The sequence below is a fragment of the Paraburkholderia sp. BR10954 genome (genome assembly GCF_040965775.1).
In the GTDB taxonomy this organism is placed as follows: Bacteria; Pseudomonadota; Gammaproteobacteria; order Burkholderiales; family Burkholderiaceae; genus Paraburkholderia; species Paraburkholderia youngii.
The window spans coordinates 47,329-70,407 of the sequence record NZ_JBFRCK010000014.1; the positions used below are offsets into that span (position 1 = coordinate 47,329).

A 23,079-nucleotide genomic window follows, 5' to 3' on the forward strand; every position below is an offset into this window, starting at 1 on the left:
CGCCACGCCGCTTTTCAACGCCCATGCGCTCCAACCACAGGATCACGCACCATGAAAGAACTCACCCGCAAGCGCATTCTGGTCACCGGCGGCGCCGGCTTTCTCGGCTCGCATCTGTGCGAACGGCTCGTCGCGCAGGGGCACGACGTGCTGTGCGTCGACAACTTCTACACCGGCACGAAGGACAACATCGCGCATCTGCTCGATTGTGCGAACTTCGAGCTGATGCGTCACGACGTGACGTTCCCGCTGTATGTGGAAGTCGATGAAATCTATAATCTCGCGTGCCCCGCGTCGCCGATTCACTACCAGTACGATCCGGTGCAGACCACGAAGACCAGCGTGCATGGCGCGATCAATATGCTCGGGCTGGCCAAGCGCGTGAAAGCGCGGATTTTCCAGGCGTCGACGAGCGAAGTGTATGGCGACGCGCTCGTGCATCCGCAGAAGGAAAACTATTGGGGTCACGTGAATCCGATCGGTCCGCGCTCGTGCTACGACGAAGGCAAGCGCTGCGCGGAAACGCTATTCATGGACTATCGCCGCCAGCATGGTCTGTCGATCCGCATCGCGCGCATCTTCAACACCTACGGCCCGCGCATGCATCCGTCCGACGGCCGCGTGGTGTCGAACTTCATGATGCAGGCGCTGCGCGGCGAACCGCTGACCGTCTATGGCGACGGCACGCAGACGCGTTCGTTCTGCTATGTCGACGATATGATCGATGCCTTCATCCTGCTGATGAACAGCGCCGACGATCCGGGCGGCCCGGTCAACCTCGGCAATCCGCACGAAGTGTCGATGCGCGAGATCGCGCAGCGCATCGTCGCGGTGACCGGCTCCGCTTCGCCGCTCGAAACGCAGCCGCTGCCGGCCGACGACCCGTGGCACCGGCAGCCGGACATCTCGCTGGCCATCAAACTGCTCGGCTGGCAGCCCGGCATGTCGCTCGATGAAGGGCTGCTGCGCACCGCGCATTATTTCCGCGCGCGCATCGAGGCGAGTCGGCCGATGCCGCCGCAGCAGGTGGGGGAACGAGTCTCGTGACGCGCATTAAAAAAGAAGCGACCGCGAAGGTCGCTCGGGGAGCAGTGCCACGGAGGCCGCTCAAAAGCCATGCCGCGAAGGGCCTGCGGGCTATGGCATTGGGTTCATGAGGAACGGAGGGTGGACTCCGCGTCGCTCATCAGCACCGTCATCGGTCCCGCGCTCAACGCGGCCGAGATGATCGCGAGGCGTTCGGCCGGGCAATCGACCAGATCGACGCTCAGCGACTCGCGTCCGCCCGCGGTGTTCACGTGCGCGGACCAGCCGCACACGTGCGCATGGTGTTCGATCAGGCTCTTCCAGACTGCGACGACTCGGAGTGATCCCGGGCTTGCATAAACAGTCAGACGTTTCACGTTCATGGCTTTCATACGGCATCGCGCCGCGCCTCGGGTTCGGATCGCAAGGTTTGATAATGTGGTGTGTAGGTTGAGGTTAGACGTGTGAACTTTCAAAGCAAAGCATATGCCTCTGTCCGTAACTGATGTGTTACGGACAGGCAGCTTGTGCGCGCGTGCCAAGGCAATGTGGCGCTTTCCAGCAATCGGTTGTGCGAAACGCGCCAGGCGGGATGCCCGAACGGCGATGCGGTAAGAACTATACGAAAGAAACCGGCAGGTATTTTCTACATGGCTGGCGTGTCCGCGCGAATCCGCATCACGGTCTGGCGCGAAGTGCCGAAGCGTCGCGCGACTTCGCTGACCGACTGTCCTCTGCCGAGGGATTGCAGCACGCGTTGGCGCTGTTGCTCGGACAGCGACGGCGGCCTGCCCGTGTGTTTGCCGCTCGCGCGAACGGCCGCGAGACTATCGCGGCTCCGCAGGCTGCGGCACGCGGCATCGAGCCGCACCAGCGCGCGCAGCGCCTTCACCGCCGAAGGCTCGGGACGTCCGGCCAGATCGGTATGGCCGACCTCGACGCAACGCAGCGCCACGCCGGCCTTCCGGCACTGCATAACGGTGGCGAGAATGTCGCGTGCATTGCAGCCGAGCGCGGCCAGCTCGAGCACGACGAGCGTATCTCGCGGCGCGAGGCGCCGGATCAGACTCTGCAGTTCGGGGCGTTCGCGCCCCTGTGTGTAGGTCGGCAGATCCTCGACCACGAGCCGCGCGAGCGTGACCATGTAGCCCGCCTTGTCGAGCCGGATCAGCGCCTGCTCGTGGCGAACCGCATCGTGCGCGCCGAATAGATAGATATGTAGTTTTTCCACGTCGCCTTCGTAGTCGCGATCCGCCATTCGCGGCGCTATTGCACCCGGAATCCCGTTAGTTCGAGCGACGACGCTTGCACAGGTCGTCGCTCATCGCGCTCAGGGCTGCCGCTGGCCGCCCTGATGCGTCGGAGGAGTCTGGTTCTGTTGCTGCTGTCCGCTGTCTCGGCCGGGTTGCGCCGGGTTCGACGGCTGGCGATTCGAATTCTTGTCGGAGGTCATGAGGTTCTCCTATGTGAGATTGCGGGTGACCATGGCTAACCACGGCCATCGTGACTAACTCGCAATCAGCGTTCCCGGTCGCTGCGCCGCCGCCGCGTGAGACCGTTCGGCGCGGGCATGCAGGTGCCTGTCGACGCAAGCGACCCGGAGGAGGAATTTTGAAAGTGTATCAATCACGTTGAGCGTCCAACACGGTTGGCGCGCTTATTGGCGCGATTGAACGGTGATTGTGTGTGGGCAGTGGCCCGCGGAATATGGTGGGCAAGCAATCTGCCTGGCGCAAAGGAATGTAGCGCCCTGCTCAAAGCTGGGCGCACGAGGCGATCCAGATCCAGCCCGCTGCGAGGAAAGCGACGGCTCGCTCGCCCTTTACTGAACCTGGCTGCGCAGCGTCTTCGCGGCGGCAACCATGTTCGTCAGCGCCGGAATCACTTCAGCCCACTGGCGTGTCTTCAGGCCACAGTCCGGGTTCACCCATAGACGCTGTGCTGGAATGCGTTCCGCCGCCTTTTGCATCAATTGCACGATGTGCTGCTGCGTGGGGATGTTCGGCGAGTGAATGTCGTAGACGCCCGGGCCGATCTCGTTCGGGTAGTTGAAGTCGTCGAACGCGGCGAGCAGCTCCATGTCCGAGCGCGAGGTCTCGATCGTGATGACGTCCGCATCCATGCCGGCGATCGACGCGATGATGTCGTTGAACTCGGAATAGCACATATGCGTGTGGATCTGCGTTTCGTCGCGCACGCCGTTCGCGGTGATCCGGAACGACTCGACCGCCCAGCGCAGATACTCACCCCATTGCGCGCGGCGCAGCGGCAAGCCCTCGCGCAGCGCGGCTTCGTCGATCTGCACGACGCGTACACCGGCCTTTTCCAGGTCGAGCACTTCTTCGCGAATCGCCAGCGCGAGCTGGTAGCACGACACCGAACGCGGCTGGTCGTCGCGCACGAACGACCAGTTCAGAATCGTCACGGGGCCGGTCAGCATGCCCTTCATCGGCTTGTTCGTCAGCGACTGCGCGTAGCTGATCCATTCGACCGTCATTGCGCGCGGACGGCTGATGTCGCCGAACAGGATGGGCGGCTTCACGCAGCGCGAACCGTACGACTGCACCCAGCCGAACTGGCTGAACGCGTAGCCGTCGAGTTGCTCGCCGAAGTATTCGACCATGTCGTTGCGTTCGGCTTCGCCATGCACGAGCACGTCGAGACCGAGCGCTTCCTGTTCGCGCACGCTGCGCTCGATTTCCCGCCGCATCGCGTCCCGATAGCCTGCCTGATCGAGCGCGCCGCTCCTGAACTGGCTACGAGCGTGGCGGATTTCCACCGTTTGCGGGAACGAGCCGATCGTCGTGGTCGGGTATGCGGGTAGTTCGAGCAGCGCGGCCTGCTTCGCCGCGCGCTCGGCATAGGCGTGCTGGCGATTGCCGAGATTGGCGTCGATGCGCGCGAGCGCGGCCTTCACCGCCGGGTTGTTCACGCGCGGCGACTCACGGCGCGCGGCAACCGCGGCGGCATTGGCGGCGAGTTCATTGGCGACCTTATCGCGGCCACCGTTCAGTGCGGTGGCGAGCACCTTTAGTTCGTCGAGTTTTTGCAGCGCGAACGCGAGCCAGGAGCGGATTTCCGCGTCGAGCTTCTCTTCGCTCGCGAGATCGACCGGCACGTGCAGCAGCGAGCACGACGGCGCAAGCCACAAGCGCTCGCCAAGTTGGCGCGCGAGCGGCGCGAGCCATTCGAGCGCGGCGTTCAGGTCGGTCTTCCAGATGTTGCGGCCATTGATCGCGCCGACCGACAGCACGCTGTGCGCGGGCAGTTGACGCGCGGCCAACGCGATTTCTTCGCGTGCGTTGATTGCGTCGATATGCAGACCGTCGACGGGCAAGCCGCACGCAAGTTCGAGGTTCTCTTTCAGCTGGCCGAAGTAGGTAGCGAGCAGCAGCTTGACGCCGCGTTCCTCGAAGCCTTGATACGCGGTCACGAACGCGTCGCGCCATGCCGGATCGAGTTCGGTGACGAGCACCGGCTCGTCGATCTGCACCCACTCGACATCCATCACCTTGAAATAGTCGAGCAGCGCGCGATAGACGGGCATGATGCGAGCCAACAGCGCGAGTTTGTCGGAGTCGTCCTTCGCCTTGCCCAGCCATAGATACGTGATCGGGCCAATGATCACCGGCTTCGCCTTGACGCCCTGCTCGCGCGCTTCACGCAGCTGTTCGAGGAAGCTGGACGTGTCGAGGTTGAACGTCGTATCGGCGGTGAATTCGGGGACGATGTAGTGGTAGTTGGTATCGAACCACTTCGTCATTTCGCCGGCCGCGACGCCGCCGCAGCAGGCGGCGTGCTCTTCGGCACTCTGCGCCGAACGGCCGCGCGCGACGCGGAAGTAGTTGTCGAGCCTGTCGCCATGAAAGCCCTGCACGCGTGCCGGCAGATTGCCGAGGGTGAAGCTCATGTCCAGCACCTGGTCGTAGAACGCGAAATCGCCGACCGGTGCGAGATCGAGCTCGCTCTGGTCATCCCAGTGACGCGCGCGTAGTTGCGCGCCTAGCGCCTTCAGTTCCTCGCGCGACGATTCGCCCTTCCAGTAGCGTTCGAGGCCGAACTTCAGTTCGCGTTTTGCGCCGATGCGCGGGAAGCCGAGATTATGTGTCGTGACCATGGAGGCTGCCTTCCGATGAAAAAATGCAAGGAACGATGTAAGGATTGGCAGCCATGATAGGGGCTTCGTTCCATGACGAAAAATGGCATTATTTCATTTATCCATTAGTTTTGTTCATTCAAGTTGTCGGGGCGCTCGGATCGGGTAACGGCGTCGGTTAGCGTCTCAACGCGAACCGACGCCATGTTTTTTTGCCATCACGCGTCGACAATCGTTTCGAAACCGCCATAAATGAGCCGCTGGCCGTCAAAAGGCATTGGATCTTTATCTGGTTGCAGCCGCGGGTCGGCCATTACCGCTTTCATTCCTTCGTCTCGCGACTGGCGCGACGGCCAGACAACCCAGGAGAACACCACTGTCTCATCATCCTTGCGCTTGACCGCCATTGGAAACGACGTCACCTTGCCTTCCGGCACGTCGTCTCCCCAGCATTCGACCACCTTCAACGCGCCGTGCTCCTTGAAGACGGCCGCCGCTCTTTCGGCGAACTGTCTGTAAACTTCGCGGTTGGCTGTAGGCACGGGGACAACAAATCCATCGACGTAAGTCATTCGGAAACTCCTTTTTCCCATACGGACTATAGGTGCGGTCCGCAGCGCATCGCAACACGACCGCCCATACGTACGACGAGCGGGGAGTCAAGAAATCGACAATAGTCGGCCCATCGCGACGCGCGGTCTTTGTCCACCCGATAACTGGCGCGGCAGGCGTTCAAGCAGCGGGGTCAGTCCAAGGCTCTGCGCGACGTCGTTCACGCGTGCCGCCATCTCTGCCTTGGACGCGCCTTTCAATTGCAGAGAAAACGCAAGATTCTGCGCGACAGTCATTTGCGCATAAAGCGCGTAATTCTGGAACACCATCGCGATGTTGCGATCTTTCGGCGCGAACTCGTTGATCGATTGATCGCCCAGCATGATGTCGCCTTCTGTGACCGACTCCAGCCCAGCGATCATCCGCAGCAAGGTAGATTTCCCACAGCGCGACGGACCGACGAGCGCCACGAATTCTCCTTCGGCGATTTCGAAATCGATGCCGCGAATGGCCTCGTCCGCAACGTTCACAAACGCTACGACAATACCAAGCTGCTATGAAGGAGACCTCTGAAGGCATCGAGCGTCGGCTTGAAGAGCAGGCCGTCGTCGAAGATCGTGTCAGCGGGACGCAACGCCAGTTGCACGAGCCACAGAAACGGAAACAGCAGCACCACAAGTAGCGCAACGACTACCACCTCGCGTGCATGGCGTTGCAACGCCGCGCCCAGCCGATACATCCGCGTGCCCTTGCGGCGGCGGCCGACTGGTGCCGTGTGTCCGTCTTTGCTCGGTCCAGGTGCGCCGGGCAGATCGCGATTGATCGAAGTACCAGTTTGCGGCATGGCTATTCCATCCGAGTTTGCCGATCAGCCAGCTCAGCAGAAAGACACCGACGAGGACGACCGTCGCGAGCGCGCTCCCGTAGCCCCAGTAAGAGAAATTTGAACGCCTCGATGAAGCTGTAGTAGTTGGTGACTTCCGTTACGGTGCCGGGACCGCCGTGGGTCAACACGTAGATCAATGGGTACGCCTTGAAGCTGTCGATGAGCCGGAACAATCCGCAGACCACCAGCACCGGACGCAGGTATGGCAGCAGCACGATATAGCGAAACAATTGCCAGCGCCCCGCGCCATCGAGGCTCGCCGCTTCGAGCGGATCGTCGGGAATGGTCTGCAATGTGGCCAGCACCATTAGCATCGTGAACGGGAACCATTGCCACGTGTCGGCGGCGGCGACTGCCCACAGCGCGGTAGACGGATTCGCGATCAACGAACTCACCGGATAACCGGCCGACTCCAGCACACGATGCAGTGGGCTGATATCCGGCGAATAGAGGATCTTCCAGATCAGCGCAGCGACAATGGGCCATCGAGTGAGACATCCAGGCACGCATCGCCGAAGCGCTGGTCCGCAATTGCGCCCGGGCCTCGGCCAACCGTCGCAGACCGCTTCATGCGGCTCAGATAACAAACGCGGCCGGATCGGTCGCCGGACGCTTTGCGCTGTCAGACCGCGATGTCACCGTGAAACTTGTTCAAGTACAAATCGTCGAACTGCGCTTCCGTCCGCCTGACACGTTCGCGATTCTTGCCCAAGGTCGGGGATTTACCTATTTCCGTCATTGGCCCGCAGGTGCAACATCGCATTACATTGCATAACATCCATGTATACGAAACAGCCGTCTAAATGCACATACTAAAATGAAGGCGTGACGCTGCTGGTCGCACCCGCGCCGCTGCTATGTTGGGCCTGAACACACGGTAGTGGATTTGCGTTTATCGTCCGTAATGATCGAGAGGCGGAGGCACTGTTCACCGGCCCCGTTTCAGAAAACAAAATGACCAAACTAAATCGCAGATCATTTATCCAGACCTCAATTGCATCGGTCGGCGGATTGATGCTGACTCCTGCGTCCGCCTACGCGGATGCGACGGTGGCACAGAAGCCTCCAGCGCAGAGCCCCGCTGGTCCGGATGACATCGTTGCCCTTGCAGACTATTGTTTGCAGACCACCTATGACAACCTGCCGAGCGCGGTGATTGCCATAACCAAGAATCAGATTCTGGACACAGTGGGCGCGGCGCTAGGGGGCACCAATGAGCCAGGAGCCAAAGAGATACGCGAGTTCACCATCGATATGGCCGGTAAGCGCGAAGCCGCAATCTGGGGTACCAGCATTCAGGTTCCCGCCCAGGATGCTGCTCGCGTCAATGCAATCATGGCTGACGCTCTCGACTATGACGATACCTATGAGCGGTCTTTCATGCACCCCTCGGTCATCACGATTCCGGCCGCCTTAGCCGTAACCGATATGCTCGGCAATGTCAGCGGCAGGGATCTAATTACGGCTACGGCTTTGGGCGTGGACCTTGCCTGTCGATTGGCCAATTCGGCACAGCCTGGCGTCGATGCGTTCATTGTGGGCTGGCACAACACTAGCCTTTATGGATATTTCGCTTCAACTTTTGTCGCAGGTAAGCTGATGGGGTTGACGCGTGATCAGTTGGTATCCGCACTGGGTATTGCATTTCATCAAGCTTCGGGTAATTCCCAGGCACATCTGGACGGTGCATTGACGAAGCGTATGGGCGCTGGCTTCGCTTCCTATGCCGGCGTAATGGCTGCGCGTCTATCTCAGCGGGGCGTCCAAGGAGCCAAAAATATTCTGGAAGGTCGCCGTGGCTTTTATTATCAGTTTCACGGTAACAAGTATTCGCGCGATTTCCTCTTTGACGGACTAGGAAGTACTTTTGCCGCGACCGAGGTCTCGTTCAAACCATGGCCGTCGTGCCGCGGTAGTCATACGGCGGTGGATGCAGCGCTGACTATGTTTGCAGAGAACAAAATTGAAGCTCCCGATGTGGAAAGCATCACCATCTACAATGGCCCGGGCGAATATCTGCTTCTCGATTTTCCGCTTGGCAAAAAGCAGAACCTAACATCTGTCGTGGATGCGCAATTCAGCAATCCTTGGGTTGTGGCGTGCGCACTGGTGGACCATAAGGTCGGATTCGAACATTTCACTACGGCAGCGATCCGGCGCCCTGATCTGCTGGCAATGGTCAAACGCATTAACACGGCGGAAGACAAAAGCCTGGCACGTCCGGGTGGCGGACCCGGTGCTACACGCCTTGACGTTTCTCTGAAAGATGGCCGGACGTTTACCAAAACGGTGGCATTTGCCAAAGGCGAACCCAAGAATCCAATGTCGCCCGTCGAGTTCCGTCAAAAATTTCTCGATTGCACGAAAAAGGCGGGAATGAGTAGTGCGCAAGCCCAAGCGTTGATGGCCGACATTCAACAACTGGATACCCTGCCAAAGGCCAACACCTTGACCACAGCAATGGCCTTGTAGCCGCGATCCTGCAGGAATTATATGGGCGGATTTACTAATCCGCCCCTAAGGAATCGCGTCTTCCTCATCGTCGAACGGAATACATGCCAATACCGGGCATCCGAACGTCCACGCCGTGCCGGGATAGGAGGCCTACCGCTGCACCAAGGCTAGCTTGACCCCGACTCCGACGAACGCGGCCGCAAAGCTCCGGCGCATCCACTTGAGAACATCGGGGCGCGAAAGAATGCGGTCACGGACCCTCGCCGCGAAGACGCCGTATGCCATGAAAACGACGAACGTCATCGCCATGAAGACGAGCGATAGTTCCAGCATGCGAAGCGCAGGCTGGTTTTCGCCGCGATCGATGAATTGCGGCAGGAACGCTAAGAAGAAGATCGAGAGTTTAGGGTTGAGAATATTCACGAGGATCGCGTGCAAGATCACATCCCGGTCGGTGCGGGCGGGGCTGTCGAACGTGATCTTCATCGGTCCTTTTTCCTCGAGTGTTTCCCATGCAATGAAGAGCAGGTAGGCGACGCCCGCATATTTGATCGCTGAGAACGCGACAGCGCTCGCATGCAGGAGCGCTGCCAGACCAGTGATCGCCGCCACCATGTGCGGCAGGATGCCGAACGTACAGCCCAATGCTGCGACGATTGCTGCACGCGCTCCACGAGACAAACCAGCGCCCACTGTGACGAGTGCGCCGGTTCCGGGCGAAGCTACGACGATCAGCGACGTGACCAGAAATTCGATGCTCATGGCCTCTCCGTCGTGGATGCGCAAAACCAGAGCACACATGCGACGCGCGTTGGAATATCGCGGCGAAAACAGGGGAAAAGGAAAAATAGCAAGATCGTGCCTCGCGCCGGGGAAAGAGATTGAGCCTCGATTCTCGGCGTCGGCGGTCCGACGGTCTTGAACAAAATTGCAGGCGTAGGCGGTCAGCCGGCTCCGGTGGCGTACGCCCCCGGTGTCATGCCAAAACTACGGACGAACAGCCGCGTCATATGGCTCTGATCGGAGAAACCGCTCTGCGCGGCAGCTTCGGCGAGCCGCGCGCCATGACGGATCAACTGACGTGCGTGATGAATGCGGCGCTGCAGGATGTAGGCGTGGGGCGTGAGGCCGGTCGCTTTCGCGAAAGCGCGCAGGAACTGATAGCGGCTCAGCCCGGCTTCGTCTGCGAGTGCCGTGAGCGTCACCATCCCTGGGGGATCGTCATCGATCAGAGCGCGGGCCGAAGCGATTCCGGCTGGAATGCACCGATGTGTGGCGGATGCGGGCTGGAGCAAGCTAGCTAGCACAAGCAGCAAGGTCTCGTCTGCCCTGAGTCCGTGCGGGTCTGCAATCTTGCCAGTCATTGCGCGAAATAGCTGGCCGAATTGCGCTGCGAGTCGTCGGTCACTGACTTTTGGTTGGCTGAACTCGCAAGTCGCTCCTTTGCGGCCTTCCGTAATGTCCGCGGCCAGCTCGGCAACGATCGCGGGGTCGAGATACAGCATTCGCCATGAGCGCCCGCCGTCGCCGATCGGTGCCCCGTCATGCACTTCACCGGGGTTGACAGTGATTACGTCACCCGCACTGGCTTCGACAAGACCACGGCCGCTCGTCGATTTCTGTGCGCCGCGCTCGATCAGACCCACACCAAACTGCTCATGGGTGTGGCGGCCAAAGACGAGCGTGGTGTCCGCTTCCACAGCTTCGATACCGCTTCTTTGGCAGAGCAACAGCCTAAATTTGGTGCGTTTCATTTCGCTCATGACCTCCGGGTCTCGTCGCACCCACCCACGTTGCCAGTGCGAGTCATGTCATATCATGTATCCAACTGCCTGGATAGGGACCATGTCAATGGCCATCATGGCTCCGGCAATCGGCCACTCGATTCAGCAAAATATTCGGAAACCGTTGGTCATCAGTCGAACGTGATCAAGTCCTTGAAGATCAGTCGTCCCCAGTTATTTCCGCGTGCGTGCACAAGCAGTCCACCCTCCGAAAGCCCGCCAAGTTGGATTGGCGCAAAACCGAGTTTCTCCGCAAGCGCACCAATTTCCGCTGCGGCGCCGTCATCATCGCTCGCGAGGAACACGACTCTCCTGCCACCCTGCACGGCCGGGTCCTGGCCGAGGACGGCCGCAGCCAGATGATTGAAGCCTTTCACCAGCCTGGCTCCGGTGAACGCGTTCGCGACGAAAGCTGACGACGGGAGACCGTCGAGTTCCTCGGGCGGGGAGAACGTGTTCATCACGTCGACGATGAGCTTTCCCTTCCAGTTGGGCAGCGCCTTCGCGACCTCCGCGTATGACTCGAAACGAACAGCCAAAAAGATGATGTCCGCCTTGACGGCTTCCGCCAGGGTTTGGGGAATGATCGTATGTCCGATCGCTGCTGCATCGGAAGCAAAGCTTGCCGGGTCTCGCGTGGTTGCAACGGATACTTCGATGCCGTTGCCGGCGAACGCCCTGGCAAGTGCGTGGCCGATCTTGCCGAAGCCAATGATTGCGTAACTCATATGTTTCTCCATCGTTTCCCGGCGGGCTCAGAGCTTGTAGCCGCCGCTCGCTTCAATCGTTTGGCCGGTCACCCAATGGCCTTCATCGGAGGCGAGGAACGCCACGACGGCCGCGATTTCTGAAGGCTCGCCAAAACGGCCCAGCGCGATTTGGGCCTCGACCGCCTTGACGAGTTCGGGATTCGCCCGAAAATCGGCGTTCGCATCCGTTCGCGTGAAGCCCGGCGCTACGGCGTTCGCTGTGATGCCACGCGGCCCGAGCTCGATTGCGAGCGTATGGGTCAGGGTGTTGATCGCCGCTTTCGCCATCGAGTACACGGGCGCAGCCGTCACGGGCTTCGTGGCGGCTGCGGAAGAAATGTTGATGATGCGTCCACCATCGGCGAGTCGATCGAGAGCGGCCTGAATTATGAAGAACGGCGCGCGGGCGTAGACCGCCATCAGGGTGTCCCAACTCTCCGGCGTCGCGTCCTTGAAGCCAACCCAGCCGGAATTGCCAGCGTTGTTGACCAGAATGTCGAGGGCCTTGCTTCCGTTGCGCTTGATGAACTCGTCGTCGAGTCTCTCGAACAAGGCCGGCACGCTCGCCGGATCAACGAGATCCGCATGGATCGCGAACGCGCTGCCTTGCGCTTTCTCGATGGCCGCGATCGCCTCGTCCGCGCTGGATTTGCTGGCGTTGTAGGTTAGCGCGACTGTCGCACCATCCTTTGCAAGACGTTCGGCGATGGCGCGGCCAATGCCTCGTGATGCCCCGGTAACGAGAGCTGTTTTGCCCTTTAGAGATCGTGTCATCTGATTTTTCTCCTCAGAGTTGTGCCAAGCCGCCGTCAACGGCGACCTCGCTGGCGGTCATGAAGCTGCTGTCCGACGACGCAAGAAAGGCGGCGACCGCCCCGATCTCCACCGGATCGGCCATACGCTGGAGCGGCGTCATCCCTCCGTAGGCCTTCTGGCCCTCTTCGCCTAGCGCCTCCTTCGCTAGTTCGGTCGCCGTCGCCCCGGGCGACAGCACGTTTATCCGGATGCCAGTGCCCTTCAGGTCTTCCGCCCAACTCCGGGCAAGATTGCGCACCGCTGCCTTGCTCGCGCTGTAGGCCGTGAACCCCGGGGCTCCTGTGGTGCCAGCGCTCGATCCGGTCAGGATGATCGAACCGCCTGAGCTCATCAGCGGCAGCGCCTTCTGGACCGTGAAGATCGTCCCCTTCACATTGGTGTCGAACGTGTCGTCAATGTGCTGGCCGGTGATCTGTCCGAGCGGAAGCGGGCTTCCCGTCCCCGCATTTGCGAAGACGATGTCCAGGGTTCCGCGCTCGGCCTTCACCGCCGCGTAGAGCCGATCGAGGTCGGCCAGATCGGTGACCGAGCCCTTCACCGCGCGTGCATTGGACCCGAGGGCGATCACAGCGGCGTCGAGCGCTTCCTGCCGGCGGCCGAAGACGAAGACGAACGCGCCCTCCTCGATGAAGCGCTGAGCCGCAGCGCGGCCGATACCGGTAGCGCCGCCGGTGATCACGGCGGTCTTTCCCTTCAGTCTGTTCATGTCACGAATCCTTCGAAACGAAAGCGACAAACAGGATTCTGCGGCTCTTGATTCATGAAGCCAATTGACTAAATATGCATATTTCCCATCTAGTTTTCAGATAGCTATGCTCGACAACGTCACGATCAATCAACTTCGGGCCTTCGTCGCCGTGTGTGATCAGGGAAGCTTTTCCGGGGCTGCACGGGAGCTGAGGCGTGCACAGTCGGCGATCAGTCACGCGATCAGCGCTCTCGAGAGCGCCTTCGATGTGGCGCTGTTCGAGCGCAACACTCGCAAAGCGACGCTGACGGCTGCTGGCCGCAGCCTCCTGCCTGATGCTCGCGGTGTGATCTCGCGCACCGAGGAAATGAAGATGCGTGCGGTTGCCATTGCTGAAGCTGGGGTCCCACAGGTCTCGGTTGCCGTGGATAGCTACTTTCCACGTGCGCACCTGATCGAATGCCTGCGCACCTTGCAGGCAGACTTTCCAACGGTTGCAATCAATCTGCGCATGACGACCATGCAGGACGGCGAGCGTTTGGTTCGCGAAGGCATGTGCGCGTTGGCGGTGACGATCACGGACGTGCCAGAGCTGAGCCCCGGCACCATAGAAAGGCAGCATCTATGTGACGCGCAAATGGTGACCGTCTGTGGGCCATCCCATCCGCTGGCCTCAATCGCGGGGCCAATCCGGCGGGAGGAATTTGGCCGGCACATCCAGCTCGTCGTAACCGACAATCAGCCCGATGCGGAAAAGACCCAACAGGGGGTCGCCAGTGAACGCCAGTGGCGGGTGAATGACCTCGGCGCGAAGCACGATCTGCTCAGAGGAAGCTTGTGCTGGGGGCACATGCCGCGCCATCTGGTCGAGGAAGACCTCTTGAAGGGGACACTTGTCGAACTCCAACGGCGCGCATGGCACATGCGCCCCCTCACGTTCATGATCTCGCAGCGGCGCGGCTACTCGTTTTCCGAATGCGAGGCACGGCTGGTCGAACTTCTCGGCAATCGTGATCCTTCGCAAACGGTGGGAAGACCGAGGCCAGCGTAACGCGCGGCCGCTGTCGACAGCGACACAAGAAACGGGCGCACAATAATGCGTCGCTTACCTGGCCCCGGAGGAAACAATTATGTCGCTCGATCGCTATACCCTGCTCGGTCGTTCCGGCCTGCGCGTGAGCCCGATGTCGCTCGGCACGATGACGTTCGGCACCGAATGGGGCTGGGGCGCCGACGAAGCAACGGCGCAGCGGCTCTTCGATCTATACGTCGACGCAGGCGGCAACTTCATTGACACGGCTGACCTTTACACGGAAGGCACGAGCGAGCAATGGGTCGGCCGCTTCACAGCGGCGCGCGCGATGCGCGAGCGACTCGTGATCGCGACGAAATACTCGTACAACGCGCAGCCCGGCAACCCGAACGCGGGCGGCAACCACCGGAAGAACCTGCTTCGGGCGCTCGAAGGCTCGCTCAGGCGGCTCGGCACAGACTACATCGATCTCTATTACCTGCACACGTGGGACCGCATGACGCCCGCCGACGAAGTGATGCGCGCGATGGACGACGCCGTCAGCGCTGGCAAGATCCGTTACGTCGGCCTCTCTGACGTGCCAGCGTGGTATGCGGGTCGGGCGCAGACGCTCGCGGACTGGCGCGGTTTCGAACCAGTCGCTGCAATGCAGTTGGAATACTCGATGATAGAACGCAACGCGGAACACGAGTTCGCGGACCTTGCTACACACCTCGGCATGGGGCTCGTGGCGTGGAGCCCGCTTGGCATGGGCGTGCTGTCGGGCAAATACCGTCCGTCGCAAGACGCCCAAAACCAGGCCGCTGTAACGGGCAGTGGTCGCCTGCAGACGCTAGGTACCGCGCCGCCGCCCGGATTCGACAAGCTATCTGCGCGCAACTTTTCGATCGTCGCCGAGCTGGAGGCAGTCGCGCACGCTGCGAATCGGCCGATGGCCCAGGTCGCCCTGAACTGGCTGTATCAGAAACGGGGGGTTGCGAGCATCGTCGTCGGCGCGACGAAGGCCGCGCAACTCGAACAATCGCTCGGTGCACTCGACTTCGTGCTGGCGCCCGAGTTGATTGCCAGGCTCGACGCGGCTTCGGAGCCGCCCCACCCGTTCCCGTACTACATGTTCGCGGATGGTCATCAGGCACGCATTCATGGACAGGTCGATGTGGCCGCACAACCGCCGAATCATGCCGACTTTCAGCGAGTACCCGCGCCGCAGCCCACCGGGAAGTGAGCAGCACACACTTACCGTCGCAACAACCACAAGAGCACTGACACCACGACCGAAATCACGATGCACGTGACGATCGGGAAATGGAAATTGATACCGCCGCGAACGATATGGATGTCGCCAGGCAGCCGGCCGAACGGGATACGCACGAACCAGCGCCATCCGAGGCCGGCAAGCAGGCACAGCACGCCCAAAAGAATGAGGAAGCGGTTCATGGTGCTCGGTCACTCACGAAAAAACAAATCGTGTCGAGGTCCCCTATCGAGAATGGCTCCAGCTACCGCGTCCATTTTTCTTGGGTTGCCTGCTGATAGCCACGTCATCGACGCGCTCAAAGGAATCCGCCGCAGCCATCCCGTGGGCACGCAGCACCTCGGCCAGCGAATCGCGCAAGAGTGCGATCGGCCGCACGAGCCGTCCCGGTAGCGGGTGGTGAACGAGCCAGACCTCGACGCCTGATTCGAAATCCGTGACATCAATCACCTGCAACACGTCGCGAAAGGGGCTGCGCGCAAGCACTTCCGGCGAGACGATCCCGATTCCGAGTTGGCGCGCGACAAGCGATAGCTGCAAGTCGGAGCCGAACGCCTCGACGGCGATGTTGAACGGCAACCCCGCCCGCGCGAGCGCGCGCGACAGCGCCGAGCGCATGCCGCAGCCGTCCTGGTTGAGCACCCACGGATGCTGCGCGAGGTATTCCAGCGTGACGGGCGCTTTCGGCAGCCCAAGCGAACGCGCCGCGACGACGGCAGTCGGCATGAAAGCGAGCCGCGTACTGACCAACGCCTCGGGCAGCGCGATATCACCGGGCATCAACACGACAGCGGCGTCTACCTGCGCCAGTTCGACCGATTGCAGCAGACGCGGTGACCAGCCCGCCGTAACACGCAGCGTCAGCTTGGCGTAGGTTCCGCGCAAGCGGTCGAGCGGCTGTTCGAGCGCGAGGTCGGAGAGGAACGGCGGCACGCCGATGCGCAGTTCGCCTTCCGGCTCGCTGTCTGGGGACGCGACGGCCAGCAGTTCGTCGACGGCGCCGAGCACGTTACGCGCAAGCAGGTAGACCTCCCGCCCGGCGGCGGTCGGCTTGAGGGGCTTCTCCTGACGGTCGAGCAGCGCGAGAGCCAGTGTGCTTTCGAGGCTCTGGATGCGGCGCGTCAGGCCGGGCTGGGTTAGATGGAGCCGTTCGGCGGCAGCGACGATCGAGCCACACTCGACGACGGCCACGAACGCCTCTAGATCACGCGTGTTCAGAACAATCTCGCATAATCATTATCAATACATTTCAATTGTCGCATAACGATGCGACTTCTAGCATAGACCATAAGTCCTTCAACCGGAGCGTCGTCATGGACCGCCCCGCAGATCTTTCATCCTGTACCGTCGGCCAGCCGCACGCCGAACGCGCCGACGAGCGCCAGCCCGGTCAGCTCACCACGCCGATGACGGTTTTTTTCGCCACCGCAGTCGGTCTCATCATCATCAACCTGTTCGCCGCGCAGCCGCTCACCGGCCCGATTGCCACCACGCTGAATCTGCCGCATGCGCTCGGCGGCCTCGTCTCGATGCTGCCGCAGCTCGGCTACGCCACTGGACTCGTGCTGCTCGTTCCGTTGGTCGATCTGGTCGAGAACCGCCGCCTGATCGTGCGGACGCTGTTCTGCTGCGCATTGCTCCTCGCTGTGCCGATGTTCGCGCGTTCGGCGTGGGTGTGCCTTGCCGCGCTATTCCTCGCTGGCGCGACATCGACCGTGATCCAGATGCTCGTGCCGATGGCCGCGTCGATGGCGCCCGAGGCCCGGCGCGGCCGCGCCGTGGGCAACGTGATGAGCGGCTTGATGATCGGTATCCTGCTGTCGCGCCCGCTCGCCAGTGTCATCACGGCTTGGGCCGACTGGCGCGCGTTCTACGGCACGACCGCGCTGATCAATGCGTTGCTTGCGAGTGTGCTCATGCGGCGCCTGCCCTACCGCGCGCCACCGGTAATCACACGCTACGCTGCCTTGCTGCGATCGCTCTGGACGCTTCTCGCGCGTGAACGCATCCTGCAGCGGCGCGCAATCTCCGCCGCTTTGGCAATGGGGGCATTTAGCGCGTTCTGGGCGTCGGTCGGACTACGGCTCGCGCAGGCACCGTTCGGATTCAGCATGCACGGGATCGCGCTTTTCGCGCTCGCGGGTGCGAGCGGCGCGGTCGTCACGCCGCTCGCCGGCCAGGCGGGCGACCGCGGGCACGGTCGCAGCGCGCTTCTGTTCGCGCACCTGTTGATCATCGCGGCCCTTGTGCTGATCGCCGTGGCGGGATCGGGCGGACTGGGGTTCGCCCCGCAGGCCCACCCCCGGCTCGCGATCGCGGCGCTAGTCATCGGCGGTGCGGCGATCGACACAGGCGTCGTCATCGATCAGACGCTTGGCCGCCGCGCCGTCAATCTCATGAATCCCGCCGCGCGCGGGCGGCTGAACGGGCTGTTCGTCGGGGCGTTCATGGTCGGCGGCGCGCTGGGAGCGGCGCTCTCGGGAGCCGGATGGGCTGTCGCGGGGTGGCGCGGTGTCTGTGGCGTGGGCGTTGCATTCGCGGGAGCAGCCTTTGCCTACGGTGTCGCGGGCCGCTCCAACCGGGTGGGAACCTGAGGCCTGCAACGCAGTTGAGCGCGCGCGGCCCGGCGCGAACAATGCGTTCAAGGCAACCTACTGCCAAGGGTTAGGCGCATGCGAATCCACTACCGAAGCGGCGCGAGCTATTGCAGAGTGACCGCACGCTCGGTCAGTCTTTCGTTAAGCGAAAAAGGCATTGGAGACAAGCTGCTGATCACCGGCTCAGTTGCCCATCTTCGGACGTTCGCAGACATGCTCAGGCAGGCAGTCGGAGGCCGGCTTCCCCCAATCTGTCGTTGCTATGCCACCAGCCGACGCGGCTGAGACAGTTCTGCGTGCGCGCCCCAGTTCGCGGCAGCGCCTAGGGCGCTAGTTGCCAGCGCAGGATCGGGTGGGTCGCGCCCGCCGGTATAACCCACGTCCCGGTCTCACTGAAATCCCACGAGGCGTCAAAACTGGCCGGATTGCTCATCTGTGCGGTCGTGAGCCCGTTGGACGCCGATAGCTGCGCGCCGTATCCGCTGCTCTTCGTTCGCGTTGTCGTCTCCTTGTCCCAGTACACGTTGGACGCGAGCGGCACTCCAGCCGGTAAGCCCTGGACGGCGACGATGCCGCCATAAGTGCCATAATCCGGGCCCTGGAAACTTGGTCCCAAGACCTCGCCCGACGCAAACGACTGCTCGATGAGGCCGGTATTTGACAGAGCCAGTCCGCCAGCGCTGAATGGGCCGTACACTTGCCCCGTGGCATACGACTGCGAAATCGTTCCGTCGTTAGCGCCGACCAGACCGCCACCGGAGCCATGATTGCCGCCGCTCACATGCCCTGTCGCATAAGATTGCAGGATGGTACCGCCGTTGCCACCGACGAGGCCGCCGAGCAGGCCGGCAGAACCGACGAACGCGCTGCTCCACGAGCGCTCGATCAGGCCGTCGTTGCGTCCGACGAGTCCGCCGAGGACCGCGCCTTCGAACGCGCCGGAACCGCGGCTGCCGGTAGTGTAGGCGTAGGTAATCAAGCCATGATTCTCGCCGGCCAGAATGCCCAGCGGGAGCCCGCTCGGGAAATAGAAATTGGTCGCTATCCGGGCGTTGGTCATCCCGACATTGCGCACGACACCGGTCGGCCCGATCGCGCCGAACAGTCCCGTCGCCGGTTGCTCGGTCGAACTCTGATCAATCTGGGTGAACCTGTCGATCACATGGCTCATCCCGTCGAACTGGCCGGAAAATGGCGTGGTCGCATTGCCGAGCGAAGAGAAAGCGAAAGACGTATCGGTCGCACTGGCGTCGAGGTCTTTGCCGAGCGCATATGCGCCGCCGAGATCGAGCGCGATGTTCTGTAAATCGCCAACCGAATTGACCAGCTTGTAGCCGGTCACCTGGGCGATAAGACCGCTATACGGAGCTGCTGTCCAGGCGCTGTTCGCGACGATCGTGCCGGGACTGTAGCTGCCGTTCATGTCGTAGAGCGCGCTGACGATGCCGGTACTTTTCGACCAGTCGATGGTCCCACCGCTGGTCACGCTGCCGCCGTTGTCGATGCCTGACGCGTCGGCGCGTAAGGTCAGGTTGCCCGTACCGTTGTTCGCGATGGTCGTACCCGACGTCACTGAGACGTGGCGGTACGCCGCGAGCGTGAGCGAAGCCGGACCTGACCAGCGCAGGCTCGACGTGACACCCAGGTCGCCCGTTGCTCCGTTGGCGCCCGTCGCGGTGACGTTGACCGAGGTGCCATCGTTCAGGCTGCGGCGCAACGCGTGCGCGTCGGCATCATCGATCGTGAAAGCGGGGGTCAGGAGGTTCCATTGGCCCGCATCGACCACCGCGTGCCTGCCGAACGTCAGTTGTGCCGCCCGGGTATCGACCGTTCCGCCGCTGCCGTCCGCGTTGCCTGCGGCGATCCTGCCGAGTTGGTCCACACGGCCGCTGTCGGCCACCAGCCACACATGGCCGTCGCGGCTGGCCGTGCCCGTCGCGCGGATGCGCGTGCCACCACCTGCAAGCGCATAGACGTTGCCGTCGGCGGCCTGCAGGCTGACCTGCGCCGCGTTTATCAGCCCGTTGTTGACGACCGTGCCCTGACTCCCCGTCTGAACGAACACCTGCCGGCTGCCCGCTGAGTCCTGCAACAGCAACTGGCCCCCTGCGGCCAGTTCCGCCGTGCCGTTGGGCGCTGCCACGGTGCCGGCGTTGATGACTGCGTGTCGCGCAATCAGGAACACATCGCCGCCGCTCGAACTGATGCTGCCCAGGTTGACCACGCTTGCATCGGAGCCGCCCGAGAGCGTAAGCGCGCTGCTGCCGCTCATGAATGCACTGTTGCAGACATCGAGGGTGGACGCGACGAAGCGGCCACCGGTGCTGACCACACCCGACGGACCCACGACGATGCCCTGCGGATTGATCACATAGAGGCTTCCCGTTGCGCTGAGCCTGCCAAAAATGGCCGAGGGCGAACCACCCGTTACCCGGTTCAGGGTCGCGCCCGTGCCGTTGTCGAACGTCACGCTGTTGTGCCTGCCGATCGAGAAACTGCTCCAGTCGATCACGCCGCGCGTCGAACCCGGTTGCGTGATCAAAAGAGCGTTGCCCTGGTTAACTATCGTGCCAGTACCGGCAGTATATGTGCCGCCTTGCGGAAGGCGGCCCGCCGCGAACGCAACGGGTGTCAGGGACAGTCCAGTCAGCGAAATGCCGACGGCAAGCCAGATGCGGCCGCGCCAGTGCTGTCGACGCAGTGCGCGTCGCGAGGGCCAGGGTGGTTTCGAATGCGACATACAGCCCCCTTTCCGCTGCGTGCGGAATGGCTGCCGACGACCCGCAGAGTCGACCGGAAATGCATGAGTCGCTGTGTCTGAAGAATAGCAGTCGGCGTCGCCGATGCATGCCGATATCTCAACGTTTTGCGCCGTCCTGTGCGGACTAACTACGAAACCGTTCAGCGCGAAACGGACGCGCATCAGCAAAAGTCGGTGTCCCGGTCATCATCTCCGCCAACAGTCGACCGGTGACGGGCCCCAGCGTCAAGCCATGGTGGTTGTGACCGAATGCAAACCACAACCCGCGATGACGCGGCGCGCGCCCAATGACTGGCCGCATGTCGGGTGTGCAAGGACGCAGGCCGAGCCACGGACTCGTGTCGAGCCGCTCACCCAGACCGAAGCTCGGCCTGGCGATTCGCTCCGCGCGTTCGAGCTGGATGCCTGTCGGCCTGGCGTCACGCCGCGCGATCTCGACCCCGGTGGTGAGCCGCAACCGCCCTTCCATCGGCGCCACCACGTAGCCCTGCTCCGCGTCGACGAACGGCATCGACAGCATCTGGCGGGTAGGACGGTAGTGCATGTGATAACCGCGCTTCGCGCGCAAAGGAATGCGGTAACCAAGCGGCGCGAAAACGCGGTCAGACCATGAACCGAGCGCTACCACGACTTCTTTTGCGCTGATCCGGCCCGACGATGTCTGAACGTTCCACGCGCCCGCTTGCGCCGTTAGCGTGGCGGCGTCGCCGGTGAGCACCGTTCCGCCGCCTGCTTCGAAAAGACTCGCATAACCTTTGGTCAGTGCCCCGGGATTGACGATGCTCTTCGGGTCCTGCCAATGCAACGCGCCACAAAAGCCGTCCGCGAGGCCTGGCTCGCGCGCGGCCAGCGCCGCCGAATCCAGCACCGCGACCCGCAAGCCATAGGTCCTGGCAGTCATTGCGGCGGCCGCCGCCTGCCGCGAAAATTCCGCCGGGGTGCGATAGGCGTCGATCCAGCCGCTGTCGCGAATGAGATGGCCGAGTTGCGCGCGCTCGATGAGCCGATCATGTTCCGCAACGCTTTGCTGGATCAACGGCAACATGTCGCGCGCGGCCGCCATCAATCGCTCGGGCGACGATTCCCACCAGAAGCGCGCCAGCCAGCTCGCAAAGTGCGGCAACGCCCGATAGTCCCAATACAGGTCGGTCGAACGATTCTTCGCATAGCGCAGCAACGTGCTGAAATCGCGCGGAAAACCGTACGGAACGACCGACGAGCTTTCAATCAGACCCGCGTTGCCGAAGCTGGTCTCTTCGCCCGGAGCGCGCCGGTCCACCAGTGCCACCCGGCGGCCGCGATCCTGCAACTGCAGTGCGGACGATACGCCGACAATCCCGGCGCCCAGCACTATCACATCGAAATCCATAAACTCGCTTCGCTTTTTCTGTCAGGACTGGACGCCGGGCTGCCGCATTTTGCGCAGCAAGCCGGCGCGAAACCTCTGGCGCCGGCTCGTGGACCCGTTACTTCGCGATGATGTCGTTGTTGAAATACTTCTGCGAAAGACTGCTCAGCGTGCCGTCTTTCTTCAGCGCGTCGAGTGCGGCATTGACTTTCGCGACCAGCGCCTTGTCGGCCTTGCGCAAGCCCCAGCCGGTGCCCTCGCCGAGCGTTGCCGGATCGCTGAGCGGCTTGCCGACGATCGCATACTCGTGGCCCGCCGGCTTGCCGAGGAAGCCGTCCTGCGCAGTTTGCGCCTCCTGAACGGCAGCGTCGAGGCGCCCGCCGAGCAAGTCGGCGTAGACCTGATCCTGGTCCTGGTACGAGACCACCGTTACGCCGGCATTCGCCCAGTGAGCTTTTAGGAAATCCTCCTGCGAGGACCCCTGCAACACGCCCACCCGTTTGCCCTGCAGACTTTTCACGTCGGGCAACAGGCCGGAGCCACGTCTGGCCACCATCACGATCGGCACGATATAGATCGGCTTCGTGAATTCAATCGATTGCTTGCGCTTGTCCGTGATGTTCATCGCGGAATTGATTACGTCGAATTTGCGGGCTTCCAACGCGGGAATCAGTCCATCGAACGCGTTTTCGACCCACACGCACTTCACGCCCAGCTTCGTGCAGACCGCATTGCCGACGTCGACGTCGAAGCCCTGCAATTGCCCGCTCGGCGACTTGCTTTCGAACGGCGGGTAGGCTGCCTCGATGCCGAAGCGCAAGGTGTCCTGAGCCTGCACGCCGACGGTCCCAAGCGAGCCCACCAACGCAGCGGCGACGATAAGTGAAAGTTGAAGCTTCCGAAACATAAAAGGTCCCCTGGTGTTTGGGCGACGACGATTGAGGGCATGCGCGACGGTTGACCGACCCGCTCCGAGACATCGCATGAGGCATGCTGACGCGCCGGCCTCACACCTGCTCTGGATTGACAGTCTA

22 protein-coding genes and 1 pseudogene are annotated in these 23,079 nt (G+C 62.1%); 5 read left to right on the top strand and 18 right to left on the bottom strand.

Annotated features, from left to right (window positions below; all coding sequences use genetic code 11):
* Positions 1 to 51 precede the first annotated feature (51 nt).
* Positions 52 to 1,047 (top strand): UDP-glucuronic acid decarboxylase family protein, encoded by a 996-nt coding sequence (locus AB4Y34_RS20105; protein WP_176123652.1) that lies wholly within the window; start codon positions 52 to 54, stop codon positions 1,045 to 1,047.
* Between the two features lie 104 nt (positions 1,048 to 1,151).
* Here AB4Y34_RS20105 and AB4Y34_RS20110 read toward each other — a convergent pair whose 3' ends face one another.
* The 8 genes and pseudogenes from AB4Y34_RS20110 to AB4Y34_RS20145 all read right to left on the bottom strand — a co-directional run bounded on the left by AB4Y34_RS20110 (position 1,152) and on the right by AB4Y34_RS20145 (position 7,066).
* Positions 1,152 to 1,418: a hypothetical protein gene (locus tag AB4Y34_RS20110; RefSeq protein WP_368716985.1), complete on the bottom strand. Its 267-nt coding sequence runs from the start codon at positions 1,416 to 1,418 to the stop codon at positions 1,152 to 1,154.
* 254 nt (positions 1,419 to 1,672) lie between these two features.
* Positions 1,673 to 2,257 (bottom strand): recombinase family protein, encoded by a 585-nt coding sequence (locus tag AB4Y34_RS20115; protein ID WP_309240673.1) that lies wholly within the window; start codon positions 2,255 to 2,257, stop codon positions 1,673 to 1,675.
* A 99-nt stretch (positions 2,258 to 2,356) separates the two neighbouring features.
* Positions 2,357 to 2,479: a hypothetical protein gene (locus AB4Y34_RS20120; protein ID WP_013094087.1), complete on the bottom strand. Its 123-nt coding sequence runs from the start codon at positions 2,477 to 2,479 to the stop codon at positions 2,357 to 2,359.
* Between the two features lie 369 nt (positions 2,480 to 2,848).
* Positions 2,849 to 5,143 (bottom strand): 5-methyltetrahydropteroyltriglutamate--homocysteine S-methyltransferase, encoded by a 2,295-nt coding sequence (gene metE / locus AB4Y34_RS20125; protein WP_368716986.1) that lies wholly within the window; start codon positions 5,141 to 5,143, stop codon positions 2,849 to 2,851.
* A gap of 197 nt (positions 5,144 to 5,340) precedes the next feature.
* The gene (locus AB4Y34_RS20130; RefSeq protein WP_368716987.1) at positions 5,341 to 5,694 is read right to left on the bottom strand and encodes a DUF1428 domain-containing protein; all 354 of its coding nucleotides are present in this window, start codon (positions 5,692 to 5,694) and stop codon (positions 5,341 to 5,343) included.
* Positions 5,695 to 5,799: 105 nt separating this feature from the next.
* Positions 5,800 to 6,219: pseudogene (locus AB4Y34_RS20135) on the bottom strand (ABC transporter ATP-binding protein); the annotation flags it as partial.
* The gene (locus AB4Y34_RS20140; protein WP_255208870.1) at positions 6,210 to 6,518 is read right to left on the bottom strand and encodes a hypothetical protein; all 309 of its coding nucleotides are present in this window, start codon (positions 6,516 to 6,518) and stop codon (positions 6,210 to 6,212) included. The pseudogene AB4Y34_RS20135 and the gene AB4Y34_RS20140, both read right to left, overlap by 10 nt.
* 2 nt (positions 6,519 to 6,520) lie before the next feature.
* Positions 6,521 to 7,066, bottom strand: coding sequence for a carbohydrate ABC transporter permease (locus tag AB4Y34_RS20145; RefSeq protein ID WP_368716988.1), 546 nt, complete (start codon positions 7,064 to 7,066; stop codon positions 6,521 to 6,523).
* Between the two features lie 448 nt (positions 7,067 to 7,514).
* Here AB4Y34_RS20145 and AB4Y34_RS20150 point away from each other — a divergent pair, with 448 nt between their 5' ends.
* Positions 7,515 to 9,032, top strand: coding sequence for an MmgE/PrpD family protein (locus AB4Y34_RS20150; protein ID WP_368716989.1), 1,518 nt, complete (start codon positions 7,515 to 7,517; stop codon positions 9,030 to 9,032).
* A gap of 132 nt (positions 9,033 to 9,164) precedes the next feature.
* Here the strand turns inward: AB4Y34_RS20150 and AB4Y34_RS20155 are convergent, their stop codons facing one another.
* The 5 genes from AB4Y34_RS20155 to AB4Y34_RS20175 all read right to left on the bottom strand — a co-directional run bounded on the left by AB4Y34_RS20155 (position 9,165) and on the right by AB4Y34_RS20175 (position 13,069).
* Positions 9,165 to 9,776 (bottom strand): LysE family translocator, encoded by a 612-nt coding sequence (locus AB4Y34_RS20155; protein WP_368716990.1) that lies wholly within the window; start codon positions 9,774 to 9,776, stop codon positions 9,165 to 9,167.
* A 182-nt stretch (positions 9,777 to 9,958) separates the two neighbouring features.
* Complete coding sequence (locus tag AB4Y34_RS20160; protein WP_368717081.1) at positions 9,959 to 10,768, bottom strand: AraC family transcriptional regulator; 810 nt, start codon at positions 10,766 to 10,768, stop codon at positions 9,959 to 9,961.
* A 161-nt stretch (positions 10,769 to 10,929) separates the two neighbouring features.
* On the bottom strand, positions 10,930 to 11,526 hold the full coding sequence (locus tag AB4Y34_RS20165) for an NADPH-dependent F420 reductase (RefSeq protein WP_368716991.1): 597 nt from the start codon (positions 11,524 to 11,526) through the stop codon (positions 10,930 to 10,932).
* 27 nt (positions 11,527 to 11,553) lie between these two features.
* On the bottom strand, positions 11,554 to 12,321 hold the full coding sequence (locus AB4Y34_RS20170; protein ID WP_368717082.1) for an SDR family NAD(P)-dependent oxidoreductase: 768 nt from the start codon (positions 12,319 to 12,321) through the stop codon (positions 11,554 to 11,556).
* Between the two features lie 13 nt (positions 12,322 to 12,334).
* Positions 12,335 to 13,069, bottom strand: coding sequence for an SDR family NAD(P)-dependent oxidoreductase (locus tag AB4Y34_RS20175; protein WP_368716992.1), 735 nt, complete (start codon positions 13,067 to 13,069; stop codon positions 12,335 to 12,337).
* Between the two features lie 106 nt (positions 13,070 to 13,175).
* Between AB4Y34_RS20175 and AB4Y34_RS20180 the strand changes: the two genes are divergently transcribed.
* Positions 13,176 to 14,102: a LysR family transcriptional regulator gene (locus AB4Y34_RS20180; protein ID WP_368716993.1), complete on the top strand. Its 927-nt coding sequence runs from the start codon at positions 13,176 to 13,178 to the stop codon at positions 14,100 to 14,102.
* Between the two features lie 79 nt (positions 14,103 to 14,181).
* Positions 14,182 to 15,309 (top strand): aldo/keto reductase, encoded by a 1,128-nt coding sequence (locus AB4Y34_RS20185; protein WP_176111716.1) that lies wholly within the window; start codon positions 14,182 to 14,184, stop codon positions 15,307 to 15,309.
* 11 nt (positions 15,310 to 15,320) lie between these two features.
* Here AB4Y34_RS20185 and AB4Y34_RS20190 read toward each other — a convergent pair whose 3' ends face one another.
* On the bottom strand, positions 15,321 to 15,521 hold the full coding sequence (locus AB4Y34_RS20190) for a DUF2905 domain-containing protein (RefSeq protein WP_176122749.1): 201 nt from the start codon (positions 15,519 to 15,521) through the stop codon (positions 15,321 to 15,323).
* 43 nt (positions 15,522 to 15,564) lie between these two features.
* Positions 15,565 to 16,557, bottom strand: coding sequence for a LysR family transcriptional regulator (locus AB4Y34_RS20195; protein WP_176380523.1), 993 nt, complete (start codon positions 16,555 to 16,557; stop codon positions 15,565 to 15,567).
* 95 nt (positions 16,558 to 16,652) lie between these two features.
* Here AB4Y34_RS20195 and AB4Y34_RS20200 point away from each other — a divergent pair, with 95 nt between their 5' ends.
* On the top strand, positions 16,653 to 17,933 hold the full coding sequence (locus tag AB4Y34_RS20200) for an MFS transporter (protein WP_368716994.1): 1,281 nt from the start codon (positions 16,653 to 16,655) through the stop codon (positions 17,931 to 17,933).
* 325 nt (positions 17,934 to 18,258) lie between these two features.
* On the opposite strand, the gene AB4Y34_RS20205 is transcribed toward AB4Y34_RS20200, so the two are convergent.
* From AB4Y34_RS20205 to AB4Y34_RS20215, 3 genes are all read right to left on the bottom strand, one after another.
* Positions 18,259 to 20,676: a filamentous hemagglutinin N-terminal domain-containing protein gene (locus tag AB4Y34_RS20205; RefSeq protein ID WP_368716995.1), complete on the bottom strand. Its 2,418-nt coding sequence runs from the start codon at positions 20,674 to 20,676 to the stop codon at positions 18,259 to 18,261.
* Between the two features lie 145 nt (positions 20,677 to 20,821).
* A complete protein-coding gene (locus AB4Y34_RS20210; protein WP_368716996.1) occupies positions 20,822 to 22,066 on the bottom strand; it encodes an NAD(P)/FAD-dependent oxidoreductase in 1,245 nt (414 codons plus the stop codon).
* Positions 22,067 to 22,163: 97 nt separating this feature from the next.
* On the bottom strand, positions 22,164 to 22,952 hold the full coding sequence (locus tag AB4Y34_RS20215; RefSeq protein WP_176111711.1) for an ABC transporter substrate-binding protein: 789 nt from the start codon (positions 22,950 to 22,952) through the stop codon (positions 22,164 to 22,166).
* Between the last annotated feature and the right edge of the window lie 127 nt (positions 22,953 to 23,079).